Below are 23,662 nucleotides of genomic sequence, written 5' to 3'. Positions count from 1 at the left end.
AAGATAGCACATGGATTGCGGCGGCGCGGGCCTGCTGGATTACCGCGCTCAGGACGCGCGGAGCCGGGCGCACCGATTCGGGCTACGCGGTCTGCCGACCTGCCGCCGCGTCGCGCAATGCCGCTGCGGTTGGCTGATCGGCTGGAAAGAATGCTTCGATGGCGAGTTCCGACAGCGTGACGTCTACCGGCGTGCCGAATACGGTGGTGGTGCTGAAAAACGACAGCACGCCGATGGGTGTGCGCAACCGCAGTGGCACGGCGATCTGACTGACAGCAGTGTCCCCGTGCTCGGACGGTTCAGCGCCCGGGGGCGCCGGATAGGTAGCCAGTTCGTCTCGCAAAGCGCTCAATGTATCGTCGCCACTCACGTCGATCTGCCGTTGCAGCCGGGCCAGAATATGTTCCCGCCACGCATGCCAGTTGATGATCGACGCCGCGATGCCTTCCGGATGCAGGCTCAGCCGCAGCGCATTGACAGGCGGCTTTAGCAGATCGGGACTCGCGCCTGTCAGCAAAGGCGCAAGCGCGCTATTTGTCGCGACAATATTCCAATGCCGGTCGATGGCAAGCGCAGGGTAGGGCTCATGTCCCTTCAGCACCAGCTCGACGGCCTCGCGGGCGGCGGCCAATTGTGGGTCGGACAGGGGTCGCTCACGGAATAGCGGTGCGTACCCCGCCGCAACCAGCAGCGCATTGCGCGCGCGCAGCGGCACATCGAGCCGTTCGGCAAGATGCATGACCATTTCCCGGCTTGGCAGCGCACGCCCGGACTCGACAAAGCTCAGATGCCGCGTCGAAATGTCGGCTTCAGTGGCGAGCAGCAACTGGCTCATTCGCCGCCGCTGCCGCCACTCACGCAGCAGGTCGCCGACCGTGCGGCTGGGGCTGAACGTAGGGGAGGGAGCGGTTGGCGCGATAGAAAGTGTGTTCATGCCACGGATAATAGTCAAAGCACGTCAATAAGCCATGACGTGGGAGGTAATGGGATTCCCAACCGTTCCTCTACCAATTCGCCACGGCGCAGTTCATTCAAGAGGCTGAACGGGCGCCCCATGCTGAATCAGGCCGCCGCTACATGTTCCGGAACCGCATGCAGTTTGATGCCGAGCGCGCGCAGCAACTTGAATACCGTGTCCATGCGCGGTTTGGACCCGGGCGCAAGCGTTTTATAAAGACTTTCGCGCCCTAGTCCGGCATCTGCCGCGACCTTGGCAATGCCACGTGCTTTCGCGATATCGGCGATGGCGGCGAGAAGGACGTCGGCGTCGCCTTCTTCGAGTGCTGCGTTGAGATATTCAGCGATCATCTCCTCGCTATCGAGGTAATGCGATGCGTCGAACCGTGCGGTTTTGAGCTTGCTCATGACAGTTCCTTTCTGATTGCTGCCCATATTGTTTTGGCATGCTTGATATCGGCTGGCTGAGTGGACTTGTTGCCACCGCCCAGCAGCAGATACACCATGCGCCCTTCACGCGCGAAATAAACCCGATAACCCGGACCACAATCGATGCGCATCTCGGACACGCCGTCTTGCAGTGGCTTGACGTCACCGAAATGGCCTCGTTCCGCGCGCCGGATTCGCACGAGAATTTTCGCCCTCGCCCGTAGATCGGTGAGCTGGGCAAGCCAGGTGTCGAACACCTCGGTGCGGTTGACGATGAACGCAGGCGGTGCCGCGATCTGTTGATGAGTGTATCCCTGTGGATACTTGTTTGCAAGTGAAAAAACCATGTAGATAAAGCAGCTTGCCGCCGCACCCATTGATTGCGTCACATGCCGCGCAGCCGCGCTGCGCGGCGCCCATTTCCTGCACGAGGTTAGCGGCCGGCGTCGCATCTGACGATTCGGCCAGATGGCTAATCCAATGGATAAGCGTGCAGGGGAGCGAGCGGGAAAGCGGGGCGACCTTCGTGTCCGCAGCAGTGCATGCGAATACTTACCTCCCGGGTAATCGACGCAACACGCCCAATCCACCAATCTTCACTCCGAGCCCTCCGCAGACAACGGGTCTGCCGAGCGTAGTGCTCAGTCATGCCAATCAAGGAGTCAGAAGATGAACGCCCATACCGATCTGATCGACCGTTATTTCGACGCATGGAATGAAACGGATCACACGCGCCGTCGCGAGTTGATCGCCGCGACGTGGACGACCGATGCCGACTATCGCGATCCACTCCTCGCAGGCGCGGGCCACGACGGCATCGACGCGATGATCCGCGCGGTACACGAACGCTTCCCGCATCACCTGTTTCGCCGCACGACGCAGGTCGACAGCTTTGCGAACCGGTTGCGCTTTTCGTGGGAGCTGACCACGCCCGAGGGCGACGCGATCGTCAAAGGTTCCGATTTTGGTGTGTTGGATTCGCACGGGCGCCTGCAGGCGGTCACTGGTTTTCTCGATCAGGTGCCCGACGGAGCCTGAGTCTCACCATCCTTTTCACGTTATGGAGACGATCATGCATGAGCCCGTTGCCGTCACGCCGCGCCGAATGCTTGCCGCATTCGCCCAGTTGTCGTCGGATGCGGTCGATGCGTTGTCCAGCGCTGTCGCTGGCTTCGCGCTGCTGGCTGGCGCGCGGGCCTTCATGTTCACCGCGCTGCTGGGCTGGCGCGAGCCGGTGTTGGGCGGCGCGGGGCTCGTATTGCTGGCACTCGTCGGGTGGTTACGGTGGCGGTGCGGGGCCGCGGCGTCCCCGGCAATGCCGACCGTAAGGGAGAGCCGCCCGGCTGCGAATCACGTTGACGGCTCGTGTCGCGGTATGGTCTAGCGGCCCCGCGCGCCGGGTCGACGTGCGCGCAGGCGCGCAACGATGCTTGCTACAATCGGTTGAAGCAATGCGATTCGCGCGGTGCGTTGCACGCTTCGACGTTCGACCTCGCCGAAGCCAGACGCCGGTGCGTCGGCTGCGTCTGAACATAAGGCTGAACGCGAGCCGCTTGCGAACGCAATCGCATTGCGCTACCCGGACCGCGCGTCCACACGCGGGCGTTAAGCCGCCAGGCGGGACGCAGCGAAGACCGGACCAACCGGACCAACCGGACCACAAGGAGACACCGTGCTGAAGAATCTGGACCCGCTGCTGAACGCCGACATACTGCATGCACTACGCTCGATGGGCCATGGCGACGAACTCGTCATTTGCGATGCGAACTTCCCGGGCACGTCGGTTGCGTCCGGGACCGTGCTTGGCAAGCTGCTTCAACTCGACGGCGTGAGCTCGCCGCGGGCGATTCGCGCGGTGCTATCGGTGATGCCGCTGGATACCTTCATCGAGCAACCCGCGTCGCGGATGGAAGTCGTGGGCGATCCGCATGCCATTCCGGCCGTGCAGCGAGAAGCGCAGGCCGAGGTCAACGCGGCGGAAGGGCGCGAGGTGCCGTTTGCATCGATTGAACGGTTTGCGTTTTATGAGCGGGCGCGCAAAGCATTTTGCGTGATCGCGACCGGTGAAGAGCGCGGCTATGGTTGCTTCGTATTCACCAAAGGTGTGTTGCTGGCGCCGGACGCGCCGCGTTGAAATTCCCGGTGGGCGCCGCTCGAAGCAGTCAGGCTTCGGCTGAAACTTCGACGGCAGCGGCGTGAAATTCGCACGATGCGCGAACGGGTATCAGGGCTGCGCATCAGCCACTTTTTTTGTCGGCCAGTGGTTAGCGTCTCGCCTCTTTTCACGGTGACGAATCTCATGAGCTTTTCAATAGACACGCTCGATCATCTTGTTCTGAATGTCGCCGACGTCGAAGCGAGCGCCGCCTGGTACAGCCGCATGCTCGGCATGCAGCGCACGGAGTTCGCGTCGCGCACCGGCACGCGGGTGGCGATGACCTATGGGACGCAGAAGATCAATCTGCGCCCGGTCACGGCGGACACCGTGGCGTGGTTCACAGGGCGCGAGGCGGTGCCCGGCAGCGCCGATCTGTGCTTCATCACCACCGCCAGCCCCGCCGATGTCAAGGCGCACTGGGTAGCCGAGGGCGTCGAAATCGAAGCGGGTCCGGTCGAGAGGGATGGCGCGCGCGGCAAGATGACGTCGGTGTATTGCCGCGATCCGGATGGCAATCTGATCGAGGTCGCTACCTATCCCGGGGAATAGGCGCGACGAACGCGCCTGCCGTTTTAGTTTGCGTGTGCTCTTGCAAGCGTGCACTCTCCTGCAAAGCGGTCGGCAGCGAGCCTTTCCTTCTGTGTGCGGCAGTTTGCGCACCCGCGTCACCTCGTCGAGCTTGGAAAAGGCGGCCGTTCCACTTATTCTCAGGGGCAAAGCGGGGAACTGCGGCCCCTCAGCCGGGTCTGCTGCTTATTCATTTACAGGAGCCCCTCCATGACGCGTCCCGTCGATTCCGGCATCATTTTCATCGCACGTATTGCTCTTGCCGTGCTGTTTCTGTGGAGCGGTGTGATGAAACTGCTGGGTTATGCGGGCTTTGTCGGCTACCTGCACTCAAAGGGCGTGCCGTTCGTCCAGATCGCCGCGCCAATTGCGACCGCGGTGGAAGCCCTCGGCGGGTTGTTGCTGGTGGTTGGCTTCAAAGTTCGGCCGCTGGCGTTGATCATGGCTGTCTACACGGTAGCAACGGCGGTGCTGGGTCACGATTTCTGGAATGTCGTCGATCCCGCCCTGCAGCGCGACATGGTGATTCATTTCTGGAAGAACATCGGTATTGCAGGCGGTTTCCTGCTGCTGTTCGTGACGGGCGCGGGTCGTATGAGTGTCGACGGTGCGCGCACGCCGCGCAGCGGCCTGGGTCTTTGATGCTGTGCGCGTAGCAGTCGATGCCGGTCGCTTCGATTCCGGCTGTAACCAAGGGAGCAAATAATGATTCAAAGTTTCGAGCAAACCATTGGCGGCAACGTTACGCAATTGTGCGCGAGTCTCGGCGAAGGGCCGACGCCGCATCGTGTGATCATCAGTCTGGCCGATTCGGCGAAGACGCTGGTGATTCTGGATGCATCGGGCTTTCTTGGCGCGATCAAGGCCGAAATCGAGGAGCCCGAGAAATTGATCGCCGATGCCATTACGAAGGCGCAGAACGAAGGACTGATCGAGCGCGCGATCGATACCGGCACGATCCAGGAAGCGACGCTGTAGTGATGTCGTAGGCGAGCGCCCGGTCGGGTGAATCGCGATCGCGTTCCTGGAAGGACAGCCCCGCGTTGTGCACGCATCGCGGGGCTGTTTATTGCGCGATCAAATCCGCCAACCCGATGCGCCCGCATCGTCAGTGCGACTCGCCAATCCTGGCTGTGTCATCAGCCTTGCGAGCGACCGGCCGACCGCGAATCCGTAGGTGCAGTCGCATCCGGACCCGCTGCCGGCGCATGTGGTTGAGGATGCACCACGCAGCCCAACACGGCTCCCAGCAGCAGCAAACCCACCGAAACAGCCGTCGCGGCCTGCATGCCGGACACGATCTGCGCTGCCGCCGCACCGCTCGCCAGCGCACCGAATGCGGCCACCCCGACGGCGCCGCCGGCCTGCCGTGCTGTGTTCAACACCGCCGATGCGGTGCCCGCGCGCCGTGCATCGGTCGATGCCAGCACGGCGGTCGTCATCGCCGGAACTGCCAGGCCCATGCCGGAGGGGATCAACAGGAACGGCAGTAACAAGCCGATCAGCGGTGTCGTCGCATCGACCCGGTGCAGCAGGCCGTAGCCGAGTGCTGCGATGACCGCGCCCACGATCATCGGCACCCGCACGCCGAAGCGGCCGACGGCCCAGCCGCTTGCCACGTTCGAGACCAGGAAGCCGCCTGTCAACGGCAGGAACGCGAGGCCTGCCTGCAACGGGGAGTAACCGCGCGCACGCTGCAGATACAGGCTCAGCACGAAGACCATCCCGTAGTAGGTCAGATTCACGCAGATGCCGAACAGCACCGCCGCGCTGAAAGTGCGTTTGCTGAAGAGTGAAAGCGGCAGCATCGGCGACGCGACGCGGGATTCCACCGCAATGAACGCGCTTGCAGCTAGCAGTGCGAGCGCCAGGCCACCGGCGACGAGCGGATGGCCTGGCCCTAATGGCCGCCATTCGATCACTGCGGCGACGAAGGCCGTCAGGGCGACGATTGCCAGACACTGTCCGCCGAGGTCGATGCCGCGAGAGGCTGGTCTTGTGGTTGTGGCGGATGAAGGCGTTTTGGTGGACGCAGCGGCTTTGGTGGCACTGGAGGCTTTGGATGTGCCAATGGCGGCTGCGGGTACTGCAGCACCTGCAGTACCCGCAGTACCTGCTGCACCTGCAGCACGTGCCGCACGTGCAGCACCCGCAACACCCGCAACACCCGCAACACCCGCAACACCCGCAACACCCGCAACACCCGCAACACCCGAACCACGCTCAGCCCCGCAGGAAATCCCCGTCCCCGCTTCCCGACCTGCCTCCCGCGCAACCCCGTCATCCCGCGGCACCCAAAGCCACGTCGCCAGCAAACCCGCCGCGCAAATCGGCAGATTAACGAGGAAGATGCTGCGCCATCCAAATCCCGCAATCAGCAACCCGCCCGCAACTGGCCCCGCCGCGATCGAAATCGCGCCCGCGGCGGTCCATAACCCGACTGCGCGCGCTCTCAGTTTGGGGTCGTGCCCGTACGCCCGATTGAGCAATGCAAGCGAGTTCGGCAGCATCGCGGCAGCGCCAACGCCTTGCAGCGCACGCGACGCGATCAGCATCGGCGCATCGAGTGCGAGGCCGCAAGCCAGCGACGCCAACGCAAACACCGCGATGCCCGCCGCGTACATGCGCCGTGCCCCGAACCGGTCACCGAGCGCGCCGGCCGATAGCATCAGCACCGCAAACGCCAGCGTGTAGGCATCGACGATCCATTGCAGTCCCGCGACATTCGCATGCAGATCCGAGCCGATTCTCGGCAGCGCGATATTGACGATGGTCACGTCGAGTTGCGTGACGACGAAGCCGACGCTGACGGTCGTAAGAACACGGCCTAGAGCGGGCGAGGCAGGGGTATTTGATGAGTTCATGCGATACATCGTAGGCCCGATGGGTCGCGCCATGTTTCGGGCCGGCGTGAAGTGTGGATGTCGCAGAACCGACGCAGAACCGCAACCGCGCCGCATGTCGAACCGGCCTGCAGATGCTGCAGCCGGTTGAGCGATGCTGTCGTTCATCGCTCCCAACCAGTCCCGCAAGACGCTGCTCGAATCACCAGCGTGCCGCAGCCGCTTGACCGATGGCGTCGTGTATCGCCCCCAACCAGGCCGGCAAAACACCGCTCGAATCATCAGCGCGCCGCAGCCGCTGCGTGGAGATAAAACGCTCGCCGCAAACAACAACGGCGCTCCAGAGAGCGCCGTCGCGAAACAAGTACAAAACGCAGAAAGCCGCGTCAAGAAAGCCGCGTCAATCAGCGCGCGTGCGAAGAGTCCTTGATAAATAGCGTAGTCAACGCCCCAAGCACGCAGATCACGGCGACATAAGTCGGTGCGGCCATCGGGTTCGACTTCATCATCAGCGACACGGCGATCGGCGTCAGTCCGCCAAACACCGCGTAGGCGACGTTATACGAGAACGAAATACCCGAAAAGCGCACGGCCGGCGGAAATGCCTTGACCATCACGAACGGAATCGCGCCGATCACGCCAACGAACAGACCGGCCAGTGCATACAGCGGCACCAACGATGACGTATCGACGGCGAGTTGCTGGAACATCACGTAGTAAGTGATAGCCAGTGCAAGTCCGCCGATGAAAATCGTCTTCCCGGCACCGATACGCCCGGCGATCGAACCCGCCATCACGCAGCCGATCGTCAGGCACAGCGTGGCGACGCAGTTTGCCAGCAACGCGGTCGTCGGTGCGATATGGAATTGCTTTTGCAGCAACGTCGGCGTCATCAGGATCACGACGACGATCGCCGCCGACAGCATCCACGTGAGCAGCATCGACACGATCACCGCACGGCCATGGTCTCGCAGCACGGCCTTCAGCGGCACCTCGGCGGCAATCGCCTTGCGTTGCTTGAGTTCGGCGAATACCGGCGTTTCGTGCAGCCAGCGGCGCAGATACACCGAGAACATACCGAACACGCCGCCTACCAGGAACGGGATTCGCCACGCGTACGCGGAAATTTCCGCAGGCGCGAAATGGTGATTGACCGCCGACGCAATCAGCGAACCGAGCAGGATGCCGGCCGTGAGGCCTGCTGTCAGCGTGCCGCATGCATAGCCGATGTGCCGTTGCGGCACGTGTTCGGACACGAACACCCATGCGCCCGGCACTTCGCCGCCCACCGCCGCGCCTTGCATCACGCGGAACAACAGCAGCAGCACCGGCGCGAGTACGCCGATGCTGGCGTAGGTGGGCATCAGGCCCATCAGCAGCGTCGGGACCGACATCAGCAGCACGCTGAGCGTGAACATACGCTTGCGGCCGAACAGGTCGCCAAAGTGCGCCATGATGATGCCGCCCAGCGGCCGCGCCAGATAACCTGCCGCGAAAATGCCGAAGGTCTGCACCTGACGCAGCCAGTCCGGCATCTCGGTCGGGAAGAACAACTGACCGATGGCCGGCGCGAAGAACACGAAAATGATGAAGTCGTAAAACTCCAGAGCCCCGCCGAGTGCGGCAAGACCGAGCGTCTTGTAGTCGCTGCGCCCAAGAGGGCGTGGGGTGACAGCCTGCGCTCCACCCAGATTTGTCGCTTGCATTGCTATGTCATGTCTTGGAATGAGGAACCACACTTGGCGCGTGGAAATACGGCGGTCGTCGGGCGAGAAGTGTGGCAAGCGCTGGGTAGAGCACGGGACACCGGCACGTTGCCCGGATAGGGCAAACGCGATGACGACTGGGGCCAGGCGGCGATTTTACAGGACGAAAGCCATTTACCTGAGGAAGTGCTTAATTAGATTGAGGAAAGTTCCCTTAAAGATACATTTTTGAGCGATGGTCGGTGTTGTGCTCTGTCAGTTGGCGTGACCAACTTCGAATTCAGACTGGTCTTATGGGGATCGCGGGGTGCGCCTCAGAAAATGGCGTCCGATCCAACCATCAAGAACCAAAATCCCATGCGCATTGCTGTTTTGCAGTCTGACCCGGTCATGCGTCTGTCGATCGAACAGGCCATTTTGAGCGCCAACCATACGTGCGAGGCGTACGACGACGGCCTGGCGCTGTCGAAAGCGCTCGCGCGTTCCACTGTCGATATGCTGGTGCTGGACTGGCAGGGCACGCGGCTCTCCGGCGCCGAATTGCTGAGGTCGGTACGCGGAATAGGCGGCGACCGCGTGCCGGTGATGTTCGCGTCGGCCGACACGTCCGAGGCCAGCATGGTGCGCGCCTTCGTCCATGGCGCCGACGACTACGTCGGCTTGCCGCTGCGCCCCGGTGAATTTCGCGAGCGTATCGGCGCGTTGCTGCGGCGCGCCTATCCGGACCGTTTCGGCACCAGCAATCTGGCGGTCGGGCCTTACCGCTTCGACGTCCATCGGCAGCTTGTCATGCTGCGCGGCCAGCCGATCCAGCTATCGGGCACCCAGTACCGGCTGGCGTCGCTGTTCTTTTCGAACGTCGGTCGCGTGATGTCGCGCGATCACATCTTTGCGATGGTGTGGGGCCGGGAGTTCCGCGAATTCACGCGCACTATCGACAGTCACGTGTCGCGGCTGCGCCTGCTGCTCGAGATCGACGGGCAAAACGAATTCCGGCTGCAACCGGTTTATAAAAGCGGTTACCGGCTGCTGCATCTGCGCCAGGGCCAGTCGCCCGGCGAATTGGCGGGGGGCGCAGAAACCGGGCGCATGCGGCCGGTTCCGCTTTCGTGAAAGTGTCGTTCAGACTGGCCGACGCTCATCGACAGCCGCAGCTTCGTCCTGCGTCCCGGCAACCCGTGCGACCCCCGTGCCGCCGCCCGCCGACTAATGCCCGGCAATCCATATAACGCCCGGTTATTGTTGCCACTCGCACCGCTCTATAATCGTCCGCACGCGTTGGCCGTCTGGCCGCGCCGGCGCAACCCTCCGCAAACGCACTCATTCACGCACGGATCAACGGGACCCGCACGATGAACACGCTGGCTCACCCGCTCGCACCACCGGACGATGCAACGCTATCCGGCATGCTGTCGCACTTCCGGTTGCTGGAACCGGTGTTCGACGCGATGCCGGACGTCGTTTTTTTCGTCAAGGACGCCGACGCGCGCTACGCGCTGGTCAACCGCACGCTGGCCTCGCGCTGCGGCTTCAAGGAGAAGACGGCGCTGCTCGGCAAGACCGCCGAAGACGTTTTTCCGCGCCGCTTCGGGCGTATCTATACCGCGCAGGACAAGGCGATCATCGGTGTCGGCAATCAGATGCTCGATCAACTGGAGTTGCACCTGTATCCGGGCCGTCAGCCAGGCTGGTGTCTGACCTGCAAACAGCCGCTGCGTGACGCGGCGGGCAGGGTGGTCGGTCTCGCCGGCATTTCCCGCGATCTGAGGGCGGACGAGAGCAGCCATCCCGCGTACAGCCGGCTCGCTGCGGTGGTGCAATCCATTCAGGAAAACTACGTGCAGCCGCTTAACCTGAAGCAGCTTGCCGCGATGGCGGATATGTCGGTCGCGCAACTGGAGCGCTATTTTCACAAGGTGTTTCACCTGACGCCGCGCCAGGTATTGCTGAAAACGCGTCTGGACGCCGCGACGGCGCTGCTGGTTTCGCAGGACAAAGTCACCGATGTCGCCGCGCTCTGCGGCTACACCGATCACAGCGCATTCACGCGGCAATTCAAGGCGACGGTCGGCATCACGCCGACCGAATACCGGATGCTGCTGCACGGCACATCGCAGAACTGAGCCGCTGCACATGGGGCGTCGCGGGCATCACTATTACGTCTATGTCGTCGCACTGGACGACACGGTCTGGAACGAAGCGCGCTTTCGTCGCGCGAATCCGGATTACCGGTTCGACAAACCTTGCGTGTACGTGGGAATGACCGGGCTTGACCCGGATCAACGATTCGACCGGCATAAGGCGGGCGTTCAGGCCAACCGCTATGTACGCGATTACGGCTTGCGACTTGTGCCTGAGTTGTATGAGGTGTTCAATCCGATGCCGTATCGCGGCGCGCAGGACATGGAGGTAGAACTGGCGATTGGCTTACGGGAAGCGGGATACGGCGTATGGCAGGCCTGAAAAGAGCCACCGTTTGCGGCGGTTTCGATGAATTGGCTGCCGCAGCGTGGGTCGGGTAGCAAGGCCCCGCCCGTGGATGAAACCGCTATGCGCGAATCACCCGCGAATAGCAAAAACCGTCAACAACCCTTATTTGATGCCCAGTCCGCGCAGTACTGCATTGCCTTCGCTCGTGAGGCGAATATGCGAAGCGCCGGCATCGCCGGAAATGGTTTCGATCAGGCCAGCTTCGTGAAGCTGCGGAATCTCGGGTTTGGCAGAAGCATCGATTGGAGCGTGCAGCAACAGCAGCAGCGTCGCCAGTTCATGATGGCTCAGCAGACGGCGCAGTATGGTGGGCCGCTTGGCCGGCGCCGGGGTGTCAGTCGTGTTGTAATCGTTGTAATCGGGCTGTGTCATGGTGCGCACCTCGTGCGGGGTAAAGTCCGGTGCATGATGCGGACGAAGTCTTAAGCGATTCTTAAGACTCCATTGTCCTGTAACACCGTGACACGAACATTGCACTGGAACAACTTTCCGTCACGTGGGCCGCTGTTTTATCTCGCTGTACCTTACGGTCTCTTACGGCCCACTGCGCCGCAAAGTCTTACGGGGCGCAGGTTTTGCCCGCTGCTTCGATCCACAGATTGTTGACGTGACGCTTACCGGCATAAAAACGGTAGGTCGTGGCGCCATTGTCGCTACGTACCTTGACGATGTTCGAGTCGCCGAAATCCAGCATCTGACCCTGAGGGATGTCGGTGGATTTGAACGCGGCGTTATGTTTGGTCGCCACTTGCGTCATGCAGGCAACCACGTCGTTGACGGAGCGCTGCGTGGTGGTGTCGGTGACGGGCTCGCCGGCATCCGGATTCTTCTGGAAGTACGCGCAAGCGCTGAGGAGCAGGGGAACTGACAGGACTACGGCAAACTTCTTCATATCTCTCCTGGCGTTTCATTCAGCCGACGGGTTCGGATAACGCCCGCTTCGGGGCGGCCGCGCGGTAGGGGCCAATCAATCGGCCGCACATTATATCGGGACCGCGCGGCGGGCTGATCCGGAGTCGCATGTGCCGTGCCTGCGTCCCCGAAGCCAGCCCTTATTTGCGCCGTTGAGCTTGCGCCGCCAGCCTCACCGCCGCATTCGCCGCGCCATAGCCGTCATACCCGCCGCGCCGTTCGACGATCTCCATGAAGAAGCGCTGGTCCAGTTGCTCAGTGTAAGCGTGGAAAAACTCGCCGCCGCGTTCATCGCGGTCGTACAGGATATTGTTCGCCCGCAATGCGTCCAGCATGTCGTCGGGCAACGCATAGCGCGCGGCCAGATCGTCGTAATAATTGCGCGGGATGCGCAGCACCGGCAGGCCATCGGCGACGAATTCGGGAATCGCGCTGAAAATATCGCCGGTGCTAAAGGCGACGTGGTTCAAACCGGAGCCGTGATACGTGTGCAGCGCCTCGGCGACCGCCGTGTGGTGGTCGACGGAAGCGTTCAGCACGATCCGCACCGATCCGTCATGGCTGCGCAGTGCGCGACTGCGCACCAGCCCGTACGGGTCGGGCACCAGCACGCCAGGCTCCGCCTGGAAGCCCAGCGCGGTGCGCAGGAACAGCACCCAGGTGTCCAGCGTGTTCGCCGGCACCGACAGGCAAACGTGGTCGATCCGGCTCAGCGGACCGACTTCGGTCGGCCCGTTGACGTCGGTCAGCACGAAATCGGCTTCGAACAGCGTGGGCTGGTCCGGGGTTTCGTCGACGAAATAGTTCAGGCTGCTGTCCGGTGCCTGGACGGCCGGCAGCACGCGTTCGTTCGGGCCGATCTGCCCGGAGAACGGCGCGTAGCCGAAACCCGCGGCGCGCTCGAACGCCTGATTGGCGTCGTCTACCCGGAACGCGGATGCGCACAGCGACAAACCATGCTGCTGGAAGAACGCATTGGCGAACGAATCCGGCTCGGCGTTCAGCACGATCGACGCCGCGCCATGCTGATACAGCGTCACCTCTTTCGAACGATGGCGACCCGCCTGGCGAAAGCGTAGCTTGCCGAGCCAGTCGGCGAGTTGCGCACGCGTGGTGTGGTCGACCGCGAATTCGAGGAACTGGTAGCCGACGTGCGCGGGCGCTGCGGGCGACTTATACAGGTCGCCGACAGGCTGCTGCGCGGCCTCGAGCACCTTGCGGGTCTGCTCTTCGAGGAACAGCAACGAGCGATGCCCGTCGGCCGCGGTGATCGTGGTCGGCGCGGCGCGAAAGCCGTCGTTGAAAATTTCCAGCGAAAGCGGGCCTTGGTAGCCCGTTTTCACGACCTGCGCGGTGAAATTCGCCAGATCGAAATCGCCCTGACCGGGGAAGCAGCGGTAGTGGCGGCTCCATTCGAGCACGTCCATCACGAGCTTCGGCGCGTCGGCGATCTGCACGAAGGTGATACGGTCGCCCGGAATGTCGGCGATCGCGTCGACGGTGTCGTTCAATGACAGCGTGTGAAAGCTGTCGAGCACCAGCCCGAGATTCGGATGATTGACCGCGTCGACCAGCTTCCACGCATGGCGATACGTCTTGACGTGCTTGCCCCACGCCAGCGCCTCGTAGCCGGCGATCACGCCGGCCTCGCCCGCCGCGCGGGCCAGCGCGCCCAACTGGTCGATCATCAGCGAATCGTCGCCGATCGTGTCCGGCGACACGTTGCTGCACACCAGAATGCGGTCGGTGCCCAGTTCGTGCATCACGTCGAACTTGCGCTTTGCGCGATCAAGATTGCGTTCGAGACGCTCCGGACTGACGCCGTCGAAATCGCGGAACGGCTGGAACAGCATGATCTTCAGCCCGAGATCGTCGGCGATGCGCCGCACGTCGGCGGGCGAGCCGTCGAAGTACAACAGGTCGTTCTCGAAGATCTCGACGCCTTCGAAGCCCGCCGCCCGGATCGCGGTCAACTTCTCGACGAGGGTTCCGCTAATCGACACGGTGGCAATCGAACGTTGCATGAACGGCTCCTGCATTAACTATCAAACGGCGGTTGATGAATACGTACGACGGCTAACGCGGCGCACCCGGCGCACGCATGGCCGCGAGAGGCGCGATGCTGCAATGCGCAAACGGCGCTGATGGTTTGCACGCACACGCTACGCCCAATCCACCCGGAACGCACGTGCAGGACGCAGGCCAGAGTAGCCCACACTAACCGAAGTGCCGTCAGTGTATACAAACTAACTAGATGGTACAAATTCGTAGAAACCCCGAATGACGGCGACGGCCAATGCGCGCACACTTCGCCACACGTTGTAGAGCCGCCCCGGATGCCGAGGTGTGCCTGGCGCTTTATTTTGCAGGAGCCGCTGTCATGAGTTTTGCCTCCGTACTGGTCCTGAATGGACCGAACCTCAATCTGCTCGGCACGCGTGAGCCGGCCTTCTATGGCTCGGAAACGCTCGACGACGTCGCGAAGCTGTGCCGCGATGCGGGCGAGCGCCTCGATCTGTCTATCGACTTCTGTCAGTCGAACGCCGAGCATCAACTGATCGACTGGCTGCATGCGGCGCGCACCAAGGTCGACGGCATCGTGATCAATCCGGCGGCTTATACGCATACGTCGGTCGCCATTGCCGACGCGCTCACCGCGATCGAGAAGCCGGTTATCGAAGTGCATATTTCGAATGTGCATCGGCGTGAGGCGTTCCGGCATCACTCGTATGTGTCGGCGGTGGCGGACGCGATCATCGTCGGCTGTGGAACGCAGGGTTACGTTCTCGCGCTGGAGCGCATGGCCACTATTCTTAAGAATAGGGCGGCGAAGTGAACTCGCAAGCGAACGCACCAGCGAACGAACCAATGCGCGCCCCTGCCAACCCCTCAGCGAACTCAACATCGAGCCTCTCCATGAACGCACAAACCAGCTCCCAGGCAACTCCACATTCCTATCTGGTCGGTCTGATCGGCTCGGGCATCGGCGGATCGCTGACTCCCGCGATGCACGAAGAAGAGGGCAGCAAGCTCGGTCTGCACTATGTGTATCGCCGGATTGACCTTGAAGCATTGAAGCTCGACAGCGCCGCGCTGCCCGATCTGCTCACTGCCGCCGAACGGATGGGCTTCAATGGACTGAACATCACATATCCGTGCAAGCAGGCGGTCATTCCTTTGCTCGACGAACTCTCCGACGACGCCCGCGCACTCGGCGCGGTCAACACGGTGCTGTTCAAGGACGGCAAACGCATCGGCCACAACACCGACTGGTCCGGTTTCGCGCGGGCATTCCAGCGCGGCTTGCCGGATGTGTCGCTGGAACGTGTGGTGCAGCTCGGCGCGGGCGGTGCGGGTGCGGCGGTCGCGCATGCCGCGCTGAACATGGGCGCGAAATCGCTGACGCTGTTCGACGTGGACGCGTCGCGCGCGGCCTCGCTTGCCGACGAATTGCAGAAGCGCTTCCCGGCCGCCACGGTCAACGCCGGCACGTCGCTCGCGGAGTCGCTTGCCGCTGCCAACGGCCTGATTCACGCGACCCCGACCGGCATGGCGAAGTTGCCCGGCCTGCCGTTGCCGGTCGAGTTGCTGCACCGCGATCTGTGGGTGGCGGACATCGTCTATTTCCCGATCCGCACGGCGTTGCTGCAGGCCGCCGAAGCGCTCGGTTGCCGCACGCTGAGCGGCGGTGGCATGGCGGTCTACCAGGCGGTCGACGCCATGCGCATCTTCACCGGCCTCGAACCGGATGCCGAGCGCGTGTACACCCATTTCCAGTCGTTGCTGGGACGCTAACCGGCAGCGAAAGCCGGTATACCAATAGATTGAGGAGAAACCTACCCCATGCCGCAGCCGATTCAATCCACTCCCGCCGACGCCTCCTTGCAGAAGAGCGCCGCGGTGAGCACTGCCCGCCGTTCGAAAGCGCGCTATCAGGTTCTCGCGCTGCTTGCGGTTGGCACGATGATCAATTATCTCGACCGCACGGTGCTCGGCATCGCCGCGCCGCAGTTGACGAAGGAGCTCGGCATCAACGCCGCGCTGATGGGGCTGCTGTTCTCCGTGTTCTCGTGGAGCTATGTGGCTGCGCAGATTCCGGGCGGCCTGTTTCTCGACCGCTTCGGCAGCAAGCTGACCTACTTCCTGTCGATGACGTTCTGGTCCTTGTGCACGCTCGCGCAAGGACTGGTGCATGGGATCGGCGCGCTGTTCGCATTCCGGCTGGGGCTGGGGGTGTCGGAAGCGCCATGCTTTCCGACCAATAGCCGGGTGGTCGCCACCTGGTTCCCGCAGAGCGAGCGCGCGATGGCCACCGGCACGTACACGGTCGGCGAATACATCGGCCTGGCGTTTTTCAGCCCGTTCCTGTTCATGCTGATGGGCGCGTTCGGCTGGCGTTCGCTGTTCTACGTCGTCGGTGGGGTGGGGCTGGTGTTCGGCCTGATCTGGTGGAAGTTCTATCGTGAGCCGGCCGATCATCCGACGGTGAACCAGGCTGAGCTGGACTATATCGAAGCGGGTGGTGGTCTGACGCAGCGCAAGAAGGGCGCTGAAGCCGAGAGTACGTCAGCGTCGGCGTCGGCATCGGCGGTGAAGGCCAAAAGCGGCTTCGAATGGCGCACGATTGGACGCCTGCTCAAGCATCGTCAACTGAGCGGGATTTGCCTGGGTCAGTTCGCGGGCAATTCGACGCTGGTGTTCTTCCTCACGTGGTTCCCGACGTATCTGGCCACCGAGCGCCACATGGCCTGGCTGAAGATCGGCTTCTTCGCGATCATGCCGTTCATTGCGGCATCGATCGGCGTGATGTTCGGCGGCTTCTTCTCCGACTGGCTGCTGCGTCGCGGCAAGTCGCCGAACGTCGCTCGCAAGCTGCCGATCATCACCGGGCTGCTGCTCGCCTCGACCATCATTCTCGCCAACTATGTCGAGAGCAACGTGACAGTGATCGTAATCCTGTCGGTCGCGTTTTTTGCGCAAGGCATGGCCGCGCTGGGCTGGACGCTGGTGTCCGATATCGCGCCCGAAGGTCTGCTCGGCGTGACCGGCGGTATCTTCAACTTCGCGGCCAACGTGGCGGGCATCGTCACGCCGCTGGTGGTGGGTTTCATCGTCGCGGCGACCGGCTCGTTCGTCGGCGCACTGGTGTTCATCGGCGCGATCGCGATGGTCGGCGCGCTGTCGTATATCTTTATCGTCGGCGATATCAAGCGGATCGTGCTGGTGGACTGAACGGCCTGACCGCCTGATTCGAGAACGCATAAAAAACGGGACGTGGCTTACACCACGTCCCGTTTTTCATTTCAAGCCGATTCGCCGCTGCTTCAATCTTCCTTACGCACGAACCGCAGTACCGCGTCGACGATCATGGCACGATGCCGTGCGCGCAAGCGCGGATGCGACGGATCGCGTCCAAACGCCGTGCCGAACGTATGGCGATTACCTACACGGTGAAAGCACAACGAACTGATCATCAGATGCAGGTCGATCGGGTCGAGGTCGTCGCGGAACTGCCCGGCTTCGATACCGCGCCTGAGCAGATCTTCAATGGTGTGAATGACGGTGACGTTGCGGCCTTTGAACGTCTTCACCTGCTCGACGTACTTCGCGCCGTGAATGTTCTCGATCGTCACGAGGCGCACGAAGTCGCGCTGGCGGTCGTGATAGTCGAACGTGAATTCGACCAGCGCGCGCATGCCTTCAACGGGATCGAGTTCGCTGATGTGCAGGTCCTGTTCGAGCGCACGGATGTCTCCATACACCTTCTCCAGCACCGCCTGATACAACCCTTCCTTGCTACCGAAGTAGTAGTACAGCATGCGCTTGGTGGTGTTCGTGCGTTCCGCGATCGCGTCGACGCGCGCACCTGTCAGGCCCATCGCGGAGAACTCCTGCGTCGCGACGTCGAGAATGTTGCGCTTCGTCTGTTCGGGGTCGTACTTGCGCCGGGCGTCGGCGCGCGGCGCAGTGTCTGACGGGATGCCGTTGGTATCAGGCTCGGCGGCCTTGCTTCCCTTTTTCATTGTGTATTCGAGCGGCATTGACGGCGCATTTTAGCATGCTCAAACCGGCCTCCGGCGCAGCTTTCGGGCGTCGATGGCGAGCTTACGGGTATCCATGGGCGGGGAGTGCGATACCTCATACGACGGGACCCGCAGGCCGGCGACGCGCGGCGAACGCGTCGCGCGTTTGCATCGTGGTATACGTGATTTGCGCGGCGGCGAGGCCGAGCGCGCCGTAGGCGGGGGTCAGGCCGAACCTGGCGAACGCGTCGGGCACCGCACGCTCACCGGCAATCGCGGCCGCGAGCAGTTCGCCGGAGACGGTGGTCGGCGCCATACCGTGTCCGCCGAAGCCGACCGCGTACCAGACACCCTCCGTGCTCCGGCCGATTTGCGGCATCTTGTGCCGTGCGTAGCTCATCAGGCCGCCCCATGCGTAGTCGATTCGCACGTCGCTCAATTGTGGGTAGACCTTCAGCAGATCCTGCCTCAGCAGGCGGGCGATGACGTCGGGCGAACGCTCGCGTATCGAGATGCGGCCGCCCCACAGAATGCGTGTGTCGGGGAGCGGTCGGTAGTAGTCGAAGGCGAAGCGGGTGTCGTACACGGCGGCGCGGGTGTCGATGGCCTCGTTCAGGCGGGTGCCGAGCGGCTCGGTCGCCATCACGTAGGTGGCGATCGGCAGCACCGCACGTTCGACTCGCGGGTAGACGTTGCGGGCATAGCCGCCGCCCGCCATCACCACGTGCTGCGCGTCGAGCGTGCCTTGCGGCGTGTGAACCTGGAAGCCGGCGCCGTCGCGCTGCAGGCGCACGACCGGCGAATGTTCGTGAAGGATGACGCGTTGTCCGGCGGCTGCATGGGCCACGCCGAGCACGTACTTGAGCGGATGGAAGTGGAACGCGTTGCGCTCGAACAGGCCGCCATGATAGCGAGGCGTCTTCAGTTGCGATGTGAGTTGTGCGCGTGAAAGCGGCTGCCATTCGACATCGAACGAATCGCGCATCAGACGACGCTGCGTTTCCAGCCGCGCGGGTTCGTCGAACCAGTTGGCGAGGATCACGCCGGCGTCGGTTGCGTCGCAATCGATCCGGTAGCGCGCGATGCGCGTGCGCATCAGATCGACGGCGCCGGTGGTCAGTGCGTAGAGTTCGCGGGCGAGGGTAGGGCCGAGAGCTTTCAGCAGATCGGCGCAATCGAGGCTGTAGCCCCCGAACACAAAGCCGCCGTTGCGGCCCGACGCGCCGAAACCGACCTGTTGGGCTTCGAGCACGACGACATCGGCGACCCCGCGTTCGGCCAATCCCAGCGCCGTGGACAATCCCGCCAGCCCGCCGCCGATGATGCAGACGTTGGCACTGCGTCGGCCGGACAGTGGCGGGTAGGAAAACGGACGGGAGACAGTGGCTTCGTAAAAGCTTGGCATGGGGCTAGGGTAGCGGGAATGTCGTGATGACGTCCAGTCGCCGGACGGGGGTGGGGGGCGAAGCCCGGCGCGGAGCGCGGAAGACGAGGTCGAACAAGTGGCGGGTGAGCCGCCCGCGTCGCCACGAACGGCATCATGCAAATAAAAGCCGGTGCTCGTCCGAAACGAACACCGGCTTCTTCGTAGTGCCGCGGACCGGCGCCAGGCCGGCACCTACCCGACACCAACGCATCCGCTGAATCTCAAGACACCGGCAACAACTTGCCGCTAAACACCACCGGCCCGGTCGGCGCATTCGGATTCGGCGAGCCGCCCGGCGCTTCGATCGACACCGCCAGCGCCGCATAACTCTCCGGCTTCTGCTGACCAGCGGGCAGCTTGCCGCTCGCGCTGTCCGGCAACATGCCGAGCGCCACCGGATGCCCGCTCGCCGGAATCCCCCACAATTCCATCGCCCGGCCCGCAGGCAGGTCGACCTTGCCAAGCGGATGCAGCGTCATGGTCGAATGGGTTTCATCCCACGCGACCAGCATCACCGGATGCGAGTCCTGGTTGTTCAGCACGGCCACATGCGAAACGGCGGCTTCGGGTTGTTGCGCGACGGTTGGCGCGGCAGGCTGCGTCGTCGCGGACGGCAACAGCGAACGCACGGCAACGACCACGGCCACTGCCGCCAGCGCCGTGACGCCGATCGCCCAGCCGCGCCAGAACGCGAGGTTGTCGAACAGACTGCGTGACGGACGTGCGGGTGTCTCCACCACGGTACGCGGCCGCGCGGCCTCGCGCGCGCTGGTAAGGCCCAGCCGTCGCTCGATCGCTTCCCATACGGCGGCGGGCGGCATGCGCGGTTCCGCGAGCTCGGCCATCGGCGAGAGCCGCCGCTGCCATTCGTCGACGGCCCCACGAACGGCCGTGTTCTGATCGGCATAGGTTTGAAAGCGCCGCCGCGCGCCACCGCGCAACGTGCCGAGCACATACTCGGCAGCCAGCAGATCGACCAGTTGAGGATAACGAGTCAGATTCATCACTCGCCTCCCAGACAGGTTTTCAGCTTGGCGAGACCCCGTCTTATCCACGACTTGATGGTGCCGAGCGGCACCGTCAGCACTTCGGCGATCTCGCTATGACTCTGATCGCGCAGGTAGGCGAGCGCAACCGCCTGACGCTGGGCCGGCTCCAGTTGCTGCATGCAGCCTGCGAGCAAACGTGCCTGCAGGCTGACCCCGGTCAGCGCTTCGGGATCCGGGTCGCCGCTTGCCACGAGATCGTCCAACGCATCGCTCCATTCTGTTTCCTGCGTGTTGACTCGCCGCAGGTGATCGAGAGCACGGTTGCGGACGATCGCCGACATCCACGTCATCGGCGCGGACAGTGCGCGGCGATAATCGCCGGCAAAGCGCCAGATATTGACGAAGCTGTCCTGCAAGACTTCTTCCGCCCACTCATGCTTGCTCAATATACGGAGGGCGAGGCCAAACAGTTTCGGGGCGGCGAGATCATATAGCTCGCGCAATGCCGCTGCATCTTCTTTGGCAATGCGTTCGAGCAGCTCGGCGAGGGTTTCCGGCGTCAGTTCTCGAGGATTGGCGGTCATGGGAAGAGGTAGGTTGAGCTTGCGGACCTATGGTACTCAATTTCTCCGTTCACTTATATGTGGTTTTTTCCCTCGCTCCCGCATCTGTTTGGCGATAACGCGCGTATATCGCGGCAGGGCCCAGGCAACGTGTGCCGATGTTCAACGCGACAGCGCGTGATATGGCCTGGGCCAGGCAGAGCAGCTCGGGGTGGGTTTTGCAGGGAGACCAGTCCCGTTGGATGAGCCTGAACAAACGGCCGGCAACGGAGCCACGCGATGCGAGATGGATAAAGCATCGCGGGCGAGCATAGCTTGGTCGGGGAGTCCCGGCACGTTCTGTCTGTTTGAGGTTCGGGTGCTAGCGGATGTTTCAGCTAGCGCCCGCAGCGGAACGAGTCAGCGCCCCGAGTTTTGCCGTTTTTCCGGCATGCGCTTGCGTGTATGAACGACGCAGCGCAGTGAGCGCGCTTCGGGAACGCGCTTTGGCACGAAGCTCAATGTCCCCAGCGCAATACCAGCGGGTCGAGCCGTCGCGCGACCTTCAGCAGCCCTTCGCGCGTAGCGGGATGCATGGCCGGCAAAGGATGACGCACCGCGTCCGAGCGGATCACGCCACCTTCCTTCATCAACGCTTTGCACGACGCGAGGCCACCCTGGCGGTTCTCGTAGTTGATCAGCGGCAGCCACTGCTGATAGTGCGCGGCAGCGGCTTCGGTATCGCCTGATGCATACGCGTCGACGATCAGACGGATACCGTCGGCATAACCGCCACCCGTCATCGAACCGGTCGCGCCCGCGTCCAGATCGGCCATCAGCGTGATGGCTTCTTCGCCATCCCACGGACCCACGATCGAATCGCCGCCGAGTTCGATCAACTCGCGTAGCTTGTTCGCTGCCTGCGGCGTTTCGATCTTGAAGTACGACACGTTGTCGATCTCACGTGCCATCCGGGCGAGGAACGGCGCGGACAGCGCCGTGCCGCTGACCGGCGCGTCCTGGATCATGATGGGAATCTGGATCGCGTTGGACACGGCGCGATAAAACTCATCAATCCCCTTTTCGCCGATGCGGATCGTTGCGCCGTGATACGGCGGCATGATCATCACCATCGACGCACCCGCGGCTTGCGCCGCGCGGCTGCGCTCGGCGCACTGGTGCGAGCTGAAATGCGTGGTCGTGACGATCACCGGCACGCGGCCCGCGACGTGGTCGAGCGCGAGGTGCATCAGCGTATTGCGTTCGTCGTCGGACAGCGCGAATTGCTCGGAGAAGTTCGCCAGAATGCACAGGCCGTTCGAACCCGCATCGATCATGAAGTCGATGCAGCGTTTCTGGCCTTCGAGGTCGAGGCGGCCCGCTTCGTCGAAGATGGTCGGGACGACGGGGAACACGCCGCGCAATGCGGCCGGGTGAGAGGTTTGGGTCATGGTGTGTCTCGTTATCTTTGAATGATCGGACGGGGTTGTCGACTGTCCCGGTGGGCCGTGGCGAGTGCGTCAGCAGCTGCTCCGGCCTCCTGCAACGCAGTTGCCGCCGACTATACGGCGGCTCGTCGCGCGGGTATATTGAATTGTTTCCATCTTGTGATCGCTTTTGCGACTCACCTCGTCGAGCCCTCACCGAGCCGCCCGTCATCCATGAAAGACACCTTCAACGTTCTGCTATCCCGATTGCGGATGAAGCAGCTGCAATTGCTGATCGCGCTAGACGACCTCAAGTCGCTGCACAAAGCCGCCGGCGCGATGTCGATGACGCAATCGGCGGCCAGCAAGGCGTTGCAGGAGCTGGAATCGATGCTCGACGCGCCGCTGTTCGAACGCTCGAAGACCGGCATGATCCCCAATCAGCTCGGCCATTGCGTGATCCGCTACGCGCGCCTCGTCGCGACCGATCTCACCGCGTTATGCCAGGACGTCGCCGAAATCCGTTCGGGGCGCGGCGGCCGGCTCGCGGTCGGCGCGATCATGGGCGCGATTCCGGAATGGGTGGTGCCGGCGCTCAACCGCTTGCATGCCGGGCAACCCAATCTTTCCATCGAAGTGATGGAGGACACCAGCGCGCGCATGCTGCCGCAACTCGACGACGGCCGGCTCGACCTGGTGATTGGCCGCGCGGCGGTCGCAACCGATCCGGCGAAGTATCAGTATCGTCCGCTGGCTGACGAGCCATTGTCGGTCGTGGTGGGTTATGGCCATCCGCCGTGGCAGAAGAAGGAGGTGAAACTGCGCGATCTGGCGGGGCATCGCTGGGTGATGTATCCGTCGCATATGCCGTTGCATGCGCTGCTCGAACGGGAAATGGACCTGGCCGGCCTCGACATGCCGGACAACCCGGTTTCGACCGCATCCACGTTCGTGACGGTTGCGCTGCTGCAAAGCAGCGCCGATCTGGTGTCGCTGCTGCCCACCGCGATTGCCGCGATGTTCGTTCGGCAGAAGATGCTGCGCGTGGTGCCGGTCAAACTCAAGTCGCCGTCGCAGACTTTTGGCGTCGTGACGCGCAAGGGCGGGGTGCTGTCGCCGCCGGCGGAACGGTTCATCGAGTTGCTGCGGGAACAGGGGGCGCTCGTTGCGCACGAGCCGACCTGAGCCGACGC

General features: G+C 63.0%; 27 protein-coding genes. 14 read left to right on the top strand and 13 right to left on the bottom strand.

The window, feature by feature from the left end; genetic code table 11:
- Positions 1-82: 82 nt before the first annotated feature.
- From LMG28727_RS09420 to LMG28727_RS09410, 3 genes are all read right to left on the bottom strand, one after another.
- On the bottom strand, positions 83-934 hold the full coding sequence (locus LMG28727_RS09420; protein ID WP_201642035.1) for a helix-turn-helix domain-containing protein: 852 nt from the start codon (positions 932-934) through the stop codon (positions 83-85).
- Positions 935-1,062: 128 nt separating this feature from the next.
- Positions 1,063-1,365, bottom strand: a complete 303-nt coding sequence (locus LMG28727_RS09415) for an addiction module antidote protein (RefSeq protein ID WP_201642034.1) — start codon at positions 1,363-1,365, stop codon at positions 1,063-1,065.
- Positions 1,362-1,763 (bottom strand): type II toxin-antitoxin system RelE/ParE family toxin, encoded by a 402-nt coding sequence (locus LMG28727_RS09410; protein WP_328810428.1) that lies wholly within the window; start codon positions 1,761-1,763, stop codon positions 1,362-1,364. Before LMG28727_RS09410 ends, LMG28727_RS09415 begins: the two co-directional genes overlap by 4 nt.
- A 292-nt stretch (positions 1,764-2,055) precedes the next feature.
- Between LMG28727_RS09410 and LMG28727_RS09405 the strand changes: the two genes are divergently transcribed.
- The 6 genes from LMG28727_RS09405 to LMG28727_RS09380 all read left to right on the top strand — a co-directional run bounded on the left by LMG28727_RS09405 (position 2,056) and on the right by LMG28727_RS09380 (position 5,089).
- Positions 2,056-2,424 (top strand): nuclear transport factor 2 family protein, encoded by a 369-nt coding sequence (locus LMG28727_RS09405; RefSeq protein ID WP_201642033.1) that lies wholly within the window; start codon positions 2,056-2,058, stop codon positions 2,422-2,424.
- Between the two features lie 34 nt (positions 2,425-2,458).
- The gene (locus LMG28727_RS09400; protein WP_201642032.1) at positions 2,459-2,770 is read left to right on the top strand and encodes a hypothetical protein; all 312 of its coding nucleotides are present in this window, start codon (positions 2,459-2,461) and stop codon (positions 2,768-2,770) included.
- A gap of 288 nt (positions 2,771-3,058) precedes the next feature.
- The gene (locus LMG28727_RS09395; RefSeq protein ID WP_201642031.1) at positions 3,059-3,520 is read left to right on the top strand and encodes an RbsD/FucU family protein; all 462 of its coding nucleotides are present in this window, start codon (positions 3,059-3,061) and stop codon (positions 3,518-3,520) included.
- Between the two features lie 165 nt (positions 3,521-3,685).
- A complete protein-coding gene (locus tag LMG28727_RS09390) occupies positions 3,686-4,093 on the top strand; it encodes a VOC family protein (protein WP_201642030.1) in 408 nt (135 codons plus the stop codon).
- Positions 4,094-4,321: 228 nt separating this feature from the next.
- On the top strand, positions 4,322-4,753 hold the full coding sequence (locus LMG28727_RS09385) for a DoxX family protein (RefSeq protein ID WP_201642029.1): 432 nt from the start codon (positions 4,322-4,324) through the stop codon (positions 4,751-4,753).
- Between the two features lie 63 nt (positions 4,754-4,816).
- Entirely contained in the window at positions 4,817-5,089 is a 273-nt protein-coding gene (locus LMG28727_RS09380; RefSeq protein ID WP_201642028.1) for a hypothetical protein, read from the top strand.
- Between the two features lie 161 nt (positions 5,090-5,250).
- On the opposite strand, the gene LMG28727_RS09375 is transcribed toward LMG28727_RS09380, so the two are convergent.
- Entirely contained in the window at positions 5,251-6,975 is a 1,725-nt protein-coding gene (locus LMG28727_RS09375; protein ID WP_236591688.1) for an MFS transporter, read from the bottom strand.
- A gap of 133 nt (positions 6,976-7,108) precedes the next feature.
- On the opposite strand from LMG28727_RS09375, the gene LMG28727_RS09370 reads away from it, so the two are divergent.
- Positions 7,109-7,384 carry a hypothetical protein gene (locus LMG28727_RS09370; RefSeq protein ID WP_201642026.1) on the top strand — a complete coding sequence of 92 codons (276 nt, stop codon included), beginning with the start codon at positions 7,109-7,111 and terminating at the stop codon, positions 7,382-7,384.
- Here LMG28727_RS09370 and LMG28727_RS09365 read toward each other — a convergent pair.
- Positions 7,359-8,660: an MFS transporter gene (locus LMG28727_RS09365; RefSeq protein WP_201642025.1), complete on the bottom strand. Its 1,302-nt coding sequence runs from the start codon at positions 8,658-8,660 to the stop codon at positions 7,359-7,361. The genes LMG28727_RS09370 and LMG28727_RS09365 overlap by 26 nt on opposite strands.
- A 357-nt stretch (positions 8,661-9,017) precedes the next feature.
- Between LMG28727_RS09365 and LMG28727_RS09360 the strand changes: the two genes are divergently transcribed.
- The 3 genes from LMG28727_RS09360 (at position 9,018) to LMG28727_RS09350 (ending at position 11,123) form a co-directional block, all read left to right on the top strand.
- Positions 9,018-9,773, top strand: a complete 756-nt coding sequence (locus LMG28727_RS09360; protein WP_201642024.1) for a response regulator transcription factor — start codon at positions 9,018-9,020, stop codon at positions 9,771-9,773.
- A gap of 239 nt (positions 9,774-10,012) precedes the next feature.
- Positions 10,013-10,783, top strand: coding sequence for an AraC family transcriptional regulator (locus LMG28727_RS09355; RefSeq protein WP_201642023.1), 771 nt, complete (start codon positions 10,013-10,015; stop codon positions 10,781-10,783).
- Positions 10,784-10,793: 10 nt separating this feature from the next.
- A complete protein-coding gene (locus tag LMG28727_RS09350; RefSeq protein ID WP_201642022.1) occupies positions 10,794-11,123 on the top strand; it encodes a hypothetical protein in 330 nt (109 codons plus the stop codon).
- Between the two features lie 129 nt (positions 11,124-11,252).
- On the opposite strand, the gene LMG28727_RS09345 is transcribed toward LMG28727_RS09350, so the two are convergent.
- From LMG28727_RS09345 to LMG28727_RS09335, 3 genes are all read right to left on the bottom strand, one after another.
- Positions 11,253-11,522, bottom strand: coding sequence for a hypothetical protein (locus tag LMG28727_RS09345; RefSeq protein WP_201642021.1), 270 nt, complete (start codon positions 11,520-11,522; stop codon positions 11,253-11,255).
- Between the two features lie 187 nt (positions 11,523-11,709).
- A complete protein-coding gene (locus LMG28727_RS09340; RefSeq protein ID WP_201642020.1) occupies positions 11,710-12,042 on the bottom strand; it encodes a hypothetical protein in 333 nt (110 codons plus the stop codon).
- A 160-nt stretch (positions 12,043-12,202) separates the two neighbouring features.
- Entirely contained in the window at positions 12,203-14,086 is a 1,884-nt protein-coding gene (locus LMG28727_RS09335) for a bifunctional sugar phosphate isomerase/epimerase/4-hydroxyphenylpyruvate dioxygenase family protein (protein WP_201642019.1), read from the bottom strand.
- A gap of 356 nt (positions 14,087-14,442) precedes the next feature.
- Here LMG28727_RS09335 and aroQ point away from each other — a divergent pair, with 356 nt between their 5' ends.
- The 3 genes from aroQ (at position 14,443) to LMG28727_RS09320 (ending at position 17,294) form a co-directional block, all read left to right on the top strand.
- A complete protein-coding gene (gene aroQ / locus LMG28727_RS09330; protein WP_201642018.1) occupies positions 14,443-14,898 on the top strand; it encodes a type II 3-dehydroquinate dehydratase in 456 nt (151 codons plus the stop codon).
- Between the two features lie 80 nt (positions 14,899-14,978).
- Positions 14,979-15,857 carry a shikimate dehydrogenase gene (locus tag LMG28727_RS09325; protein ID WP_201642017.1) on the top strand — a complete coding sequence of 293 codons (879 nt, stop codon included), beginning with the start codon at positions 14,979-14,981 and terminating at the stop codon, positions 15,855-15,857.
- Between the two features lie 48 nt (positions 15,858-15,905).
- Positions 15,906-17,294 carry an MFS transporter gene (locus LMG28727_RS09320; protein ID WP_201642016.1) on the top strand — a complete coding sequence of 463 codons (1,389 nt, stop codon included), beginning with the start codon at positions 15,906-15,908 and terminating at the stop codon, positions 17,292-17,294.
- 92 nt (positions 17,295-17,386) lie between these two features.
- On the opposite strand, the gene LMG28727_RS09315 is transcribed toward LMG28727_RS09320, so the two are convergent.
- From LMG28727_RS09315 to LMG28727_RS09295, 5 genes are all read right to left on the bottom strand, one after another.
- On the bottom strand, positions 17,387-18,085 hold the full coding sequence (locus LMG28727_RS09315; RefSeq protein WP_201642015.1) for a TetR family transcriptional regulator: 699 nt from the start codon (positions 18,083-18,085) through the stop codon (positions 17,387-17,389).
- A gap of 115 nt (positions 18,086-18,200) precedes the next feature.
- A complete protein-coding gene (locus tag LMG28727_RS09310; RefSeq protein ID WP_201642014.1) occupies positions 18,201-19,490 on the bottom strand; it encodes an NAD(P)/FAD-dependent oxidoreductase in 1,290 nt (429 codons plus the stop codon).
- Positions 19,491-19,732: 242 nt separating this feature from the next.
- A complete protein-coding gene (locus LMG28727_RS09305; protein ID WP_201642013.1) occupies positions 19,733-20,515 on the bottom strand; it encodes an anti-sigma factor in 783 nt (260 codons plus the stop codon).
- Positions 20,515-21,084, bottom strand: a complete 570-nt coding sequence (locus LMG28727_RS09300) for an RNA polymerase sigma factor (protein ID WP_201642012.1) — start codon at positions 21,082-21,084, stop codon at positions 20,515-20,517. Before LMG28727_RS09300 ends, LMG28727_RS09305 begins: the two co-directional genes overlap by 1 nt.
- A gap of 476 nt (positions 21,085-21,560) precedes the next feature.
- A complete protein-coding gene (locus LMG28727_RS09295) occupies positions 21,561-22,493 on the bottom strand; it encodes a dihydrodipicolinate synthase family protein (RefSeq protein ID WP_201642011.1) in 933 nt (310 codons plus the stop codon).
- Positions 22,494-22,703: 210 nt separating this feature from the next.
- Here LMG28727_RS09295 and LMG28727_RS09290 point away from each other — a divergent pair, with 210 nt between their 5' ends.
- A complete protein-coding gene (locus LMG28727_RS09290) occupies positions 22,704-23,654 on the top strand; it encodes a LysR family transcriptional regulator (RefSeq protein WP_201642010.1) in 951 nt (316 codons plus the stop codon).
- Positions 23,655-23,662 lie beyond the last annotated feature (8 nt).

It is taken from the genome of Paraburkholderia metrosideri (assembly GCF_904848625.1).
Classification (GTDB): domain Bacteria; phylum Pseudomonadota; class Gammaproteobacteria; order Burkholderiales; family Burkholderiaceae; genus Paraburkholderia; species Paraburkholderia metrosideri.
Note: the sequence above shows the minus strand (reverse complement) of the source record. Positions and strands in the feature narration are given on the sequence as shown.

Coding starts and splice junctions, on each gene's coding strand:
- LMG28727_RS09360 (WP_201642024.1), top strand. CDS start 9,018: ATGCGCATTGCTGTTTTGCAGTCTGACCCGGTCATGCGTCTGTCGATC.
- LMG28727_RS09345 (WP_201642021.1), bottom strand. CDS start 11,522: ATGACACAGCCCGATTACAACGATTACAACACGACTGACACCCCGGCG.
- LMG28727_RS09320 (WP_201642016.1), top strand. CDS start 15,906: ATGCCGCAGCCGATTCAATCCACTCCCGCCGACGCCTCCTTGCAGAAG.
- LMG28727_RS09295 (WP_201642011.1), bottom strand. CDS start 22,493: ATGACCCAAACCTCTCACCCGGCCGCATTGCGCGGCGTGTTCCCCGTC.
- LMG28727_RS09400 (WP_201642032.1), top strand. CDS start 2,459: ATGCATGAGCCCGTTGCCGTCACGCCGCGCCGAATGCTTGCCGCATTC.
- LMG28727_RS09350 (WP_201642022.1), top strand. CDS start 10,794: ATGGGGCGTCGCGGGCATCACTATTACGTCTATGTCGTCGCACTGGAC.
- LMG28727_RS09385 (WP_201642029.1), top strand. CDS start 4,322: ATGACGCGTCCCGTCGATTCCGGCATCATTTTCATCGCACGTATTGCT.
- LMG28727_RS09300 (WP_201642012.1), bottom strand. CDS start 21,084: ATGACCGCCAATCCTCGAGAACTGACGCCGGAAACCCTCGCCGAGCTG.
- LMG28727_RS09310 (WP_201642014.1), bottom strand. CDS start 19,490: ATGCCAAGCTTTTACGAAGCCACTGTCTCCCGTCCGTTTTCCTACCCG.
- LMG28727_RS09375 (WP_236591688.1), bottom strand. CDS start 6,975: ATGAACTCATCAAATACCCCTGCCTCGCCCGCTCTAGGCCGTGTTCTT.
- LMG28727_RS09305 (WP_201642013.1), bottom strand. CDS start 20,515: ATGAATCTGACTCGTTATCCTCAACTGGTCGATCTGCTGGCTGCCGAG.
- LMG28727_RS09335 (WP_201642019.1), bottom strand. CDS start 14,086: ATGCAACGTTCGATTGCCACCGTGTCGATTAGCGGAACCCTCGTCGAG.
- LMG28727_RS09405 (WP_201642033.1), top strand. CDS start 2,056: ATGAACGCCCATACCGATCTGATCGACCGTTATTTCGACGCATGGAAT.
- LMG28727_RS09380 (WP_201642028.1), top strand. CDS start 4,817: ATGATTCAAAGTTTCGAGCAAACCATTGGCGGCAACGTTACGCAATTG.
- LMG28727_RS09370 (WP_201642026.1), top strand. CDS start 7,109: ATGCTGTCGTTCATCGCTCCCAACCAGTCCCGCAAGACGCTGCTCGAA.
- aroQ (WP_201642018.1), top strand. CDS start 14,443: ATGAGTTTTGCCTCCGTACTGGTCCTGAATGGACCGAACCTCAATCTG.
- LMG28727_RS09290 (WP_201642010.1), top strand. CDS start 22,704: ATGAAAGACACCTTCAACGTTCTGCTATCCCGATTGCGGATGAAGCAG.
- LMG28727_RS09315 (WP_201642015.1), bottom strand. CDS start 18,085: ATGAAAAAGGGAAGCAAGGCCGCCGAGCCTGATACCAACGGCATCCCG.
- LMG28727_RS09420 (WP_201642035.1), bottom strand. CDS start 934: ATGAACACACTTTCTATCGCGCCAACCGCTCCCTCCCCTACGTTCAGC.
- LMG28727_RS09390 (WP_201642030.1), top strand. CDS start 3,686: ATGAGCTTTTCAATAGACACGCTCGATCATCTTGTTCTGAATGTCGCC.
- LMG28727_RS09415 (WP_201642034.1), bottom strand. CDS start 1,365: ATGAGCAAGCTCAAAACCGCACGGTTCGACGCATCGCATTACCTCGAT.
- LMG28727_RS09365 (WP_201642025.1), bottom strand. CDS start 8,660: ATGCAAGCGACAAATCTGGGTGGAGCGCAGGCTGTCACCCCACGCCCT.
- LMG28727_RS09340 (WP_201642020.1), bottom strand. CDS start 12,042: ATGAAGAAGTTTGCCGTAGTCCTGTCAGTTCCCCTGCTCCTCAGCGCT.
- LMG28727_RS09410 (WP_328810428.1), bottom strand. CDS start 1,763: ATGGGTGCGGCGGCAAGCTGCTTTATCTACATGGTTTTTTCACTTGCA.
- LMG28727_RS09325 (WP_201642017.1), top strand. CDS start 14,979: ATGAACGCACAAACCAGCTCCCAGGCAACTCCACATTCCTATCTGGTC.
- LMG28727_RS09355 (WP_201642023.1), top strand. CDS start 10,013: ATGAACACGCTGGCTCACCCGCTCGCACCACCGGACGATGCAACGCTA.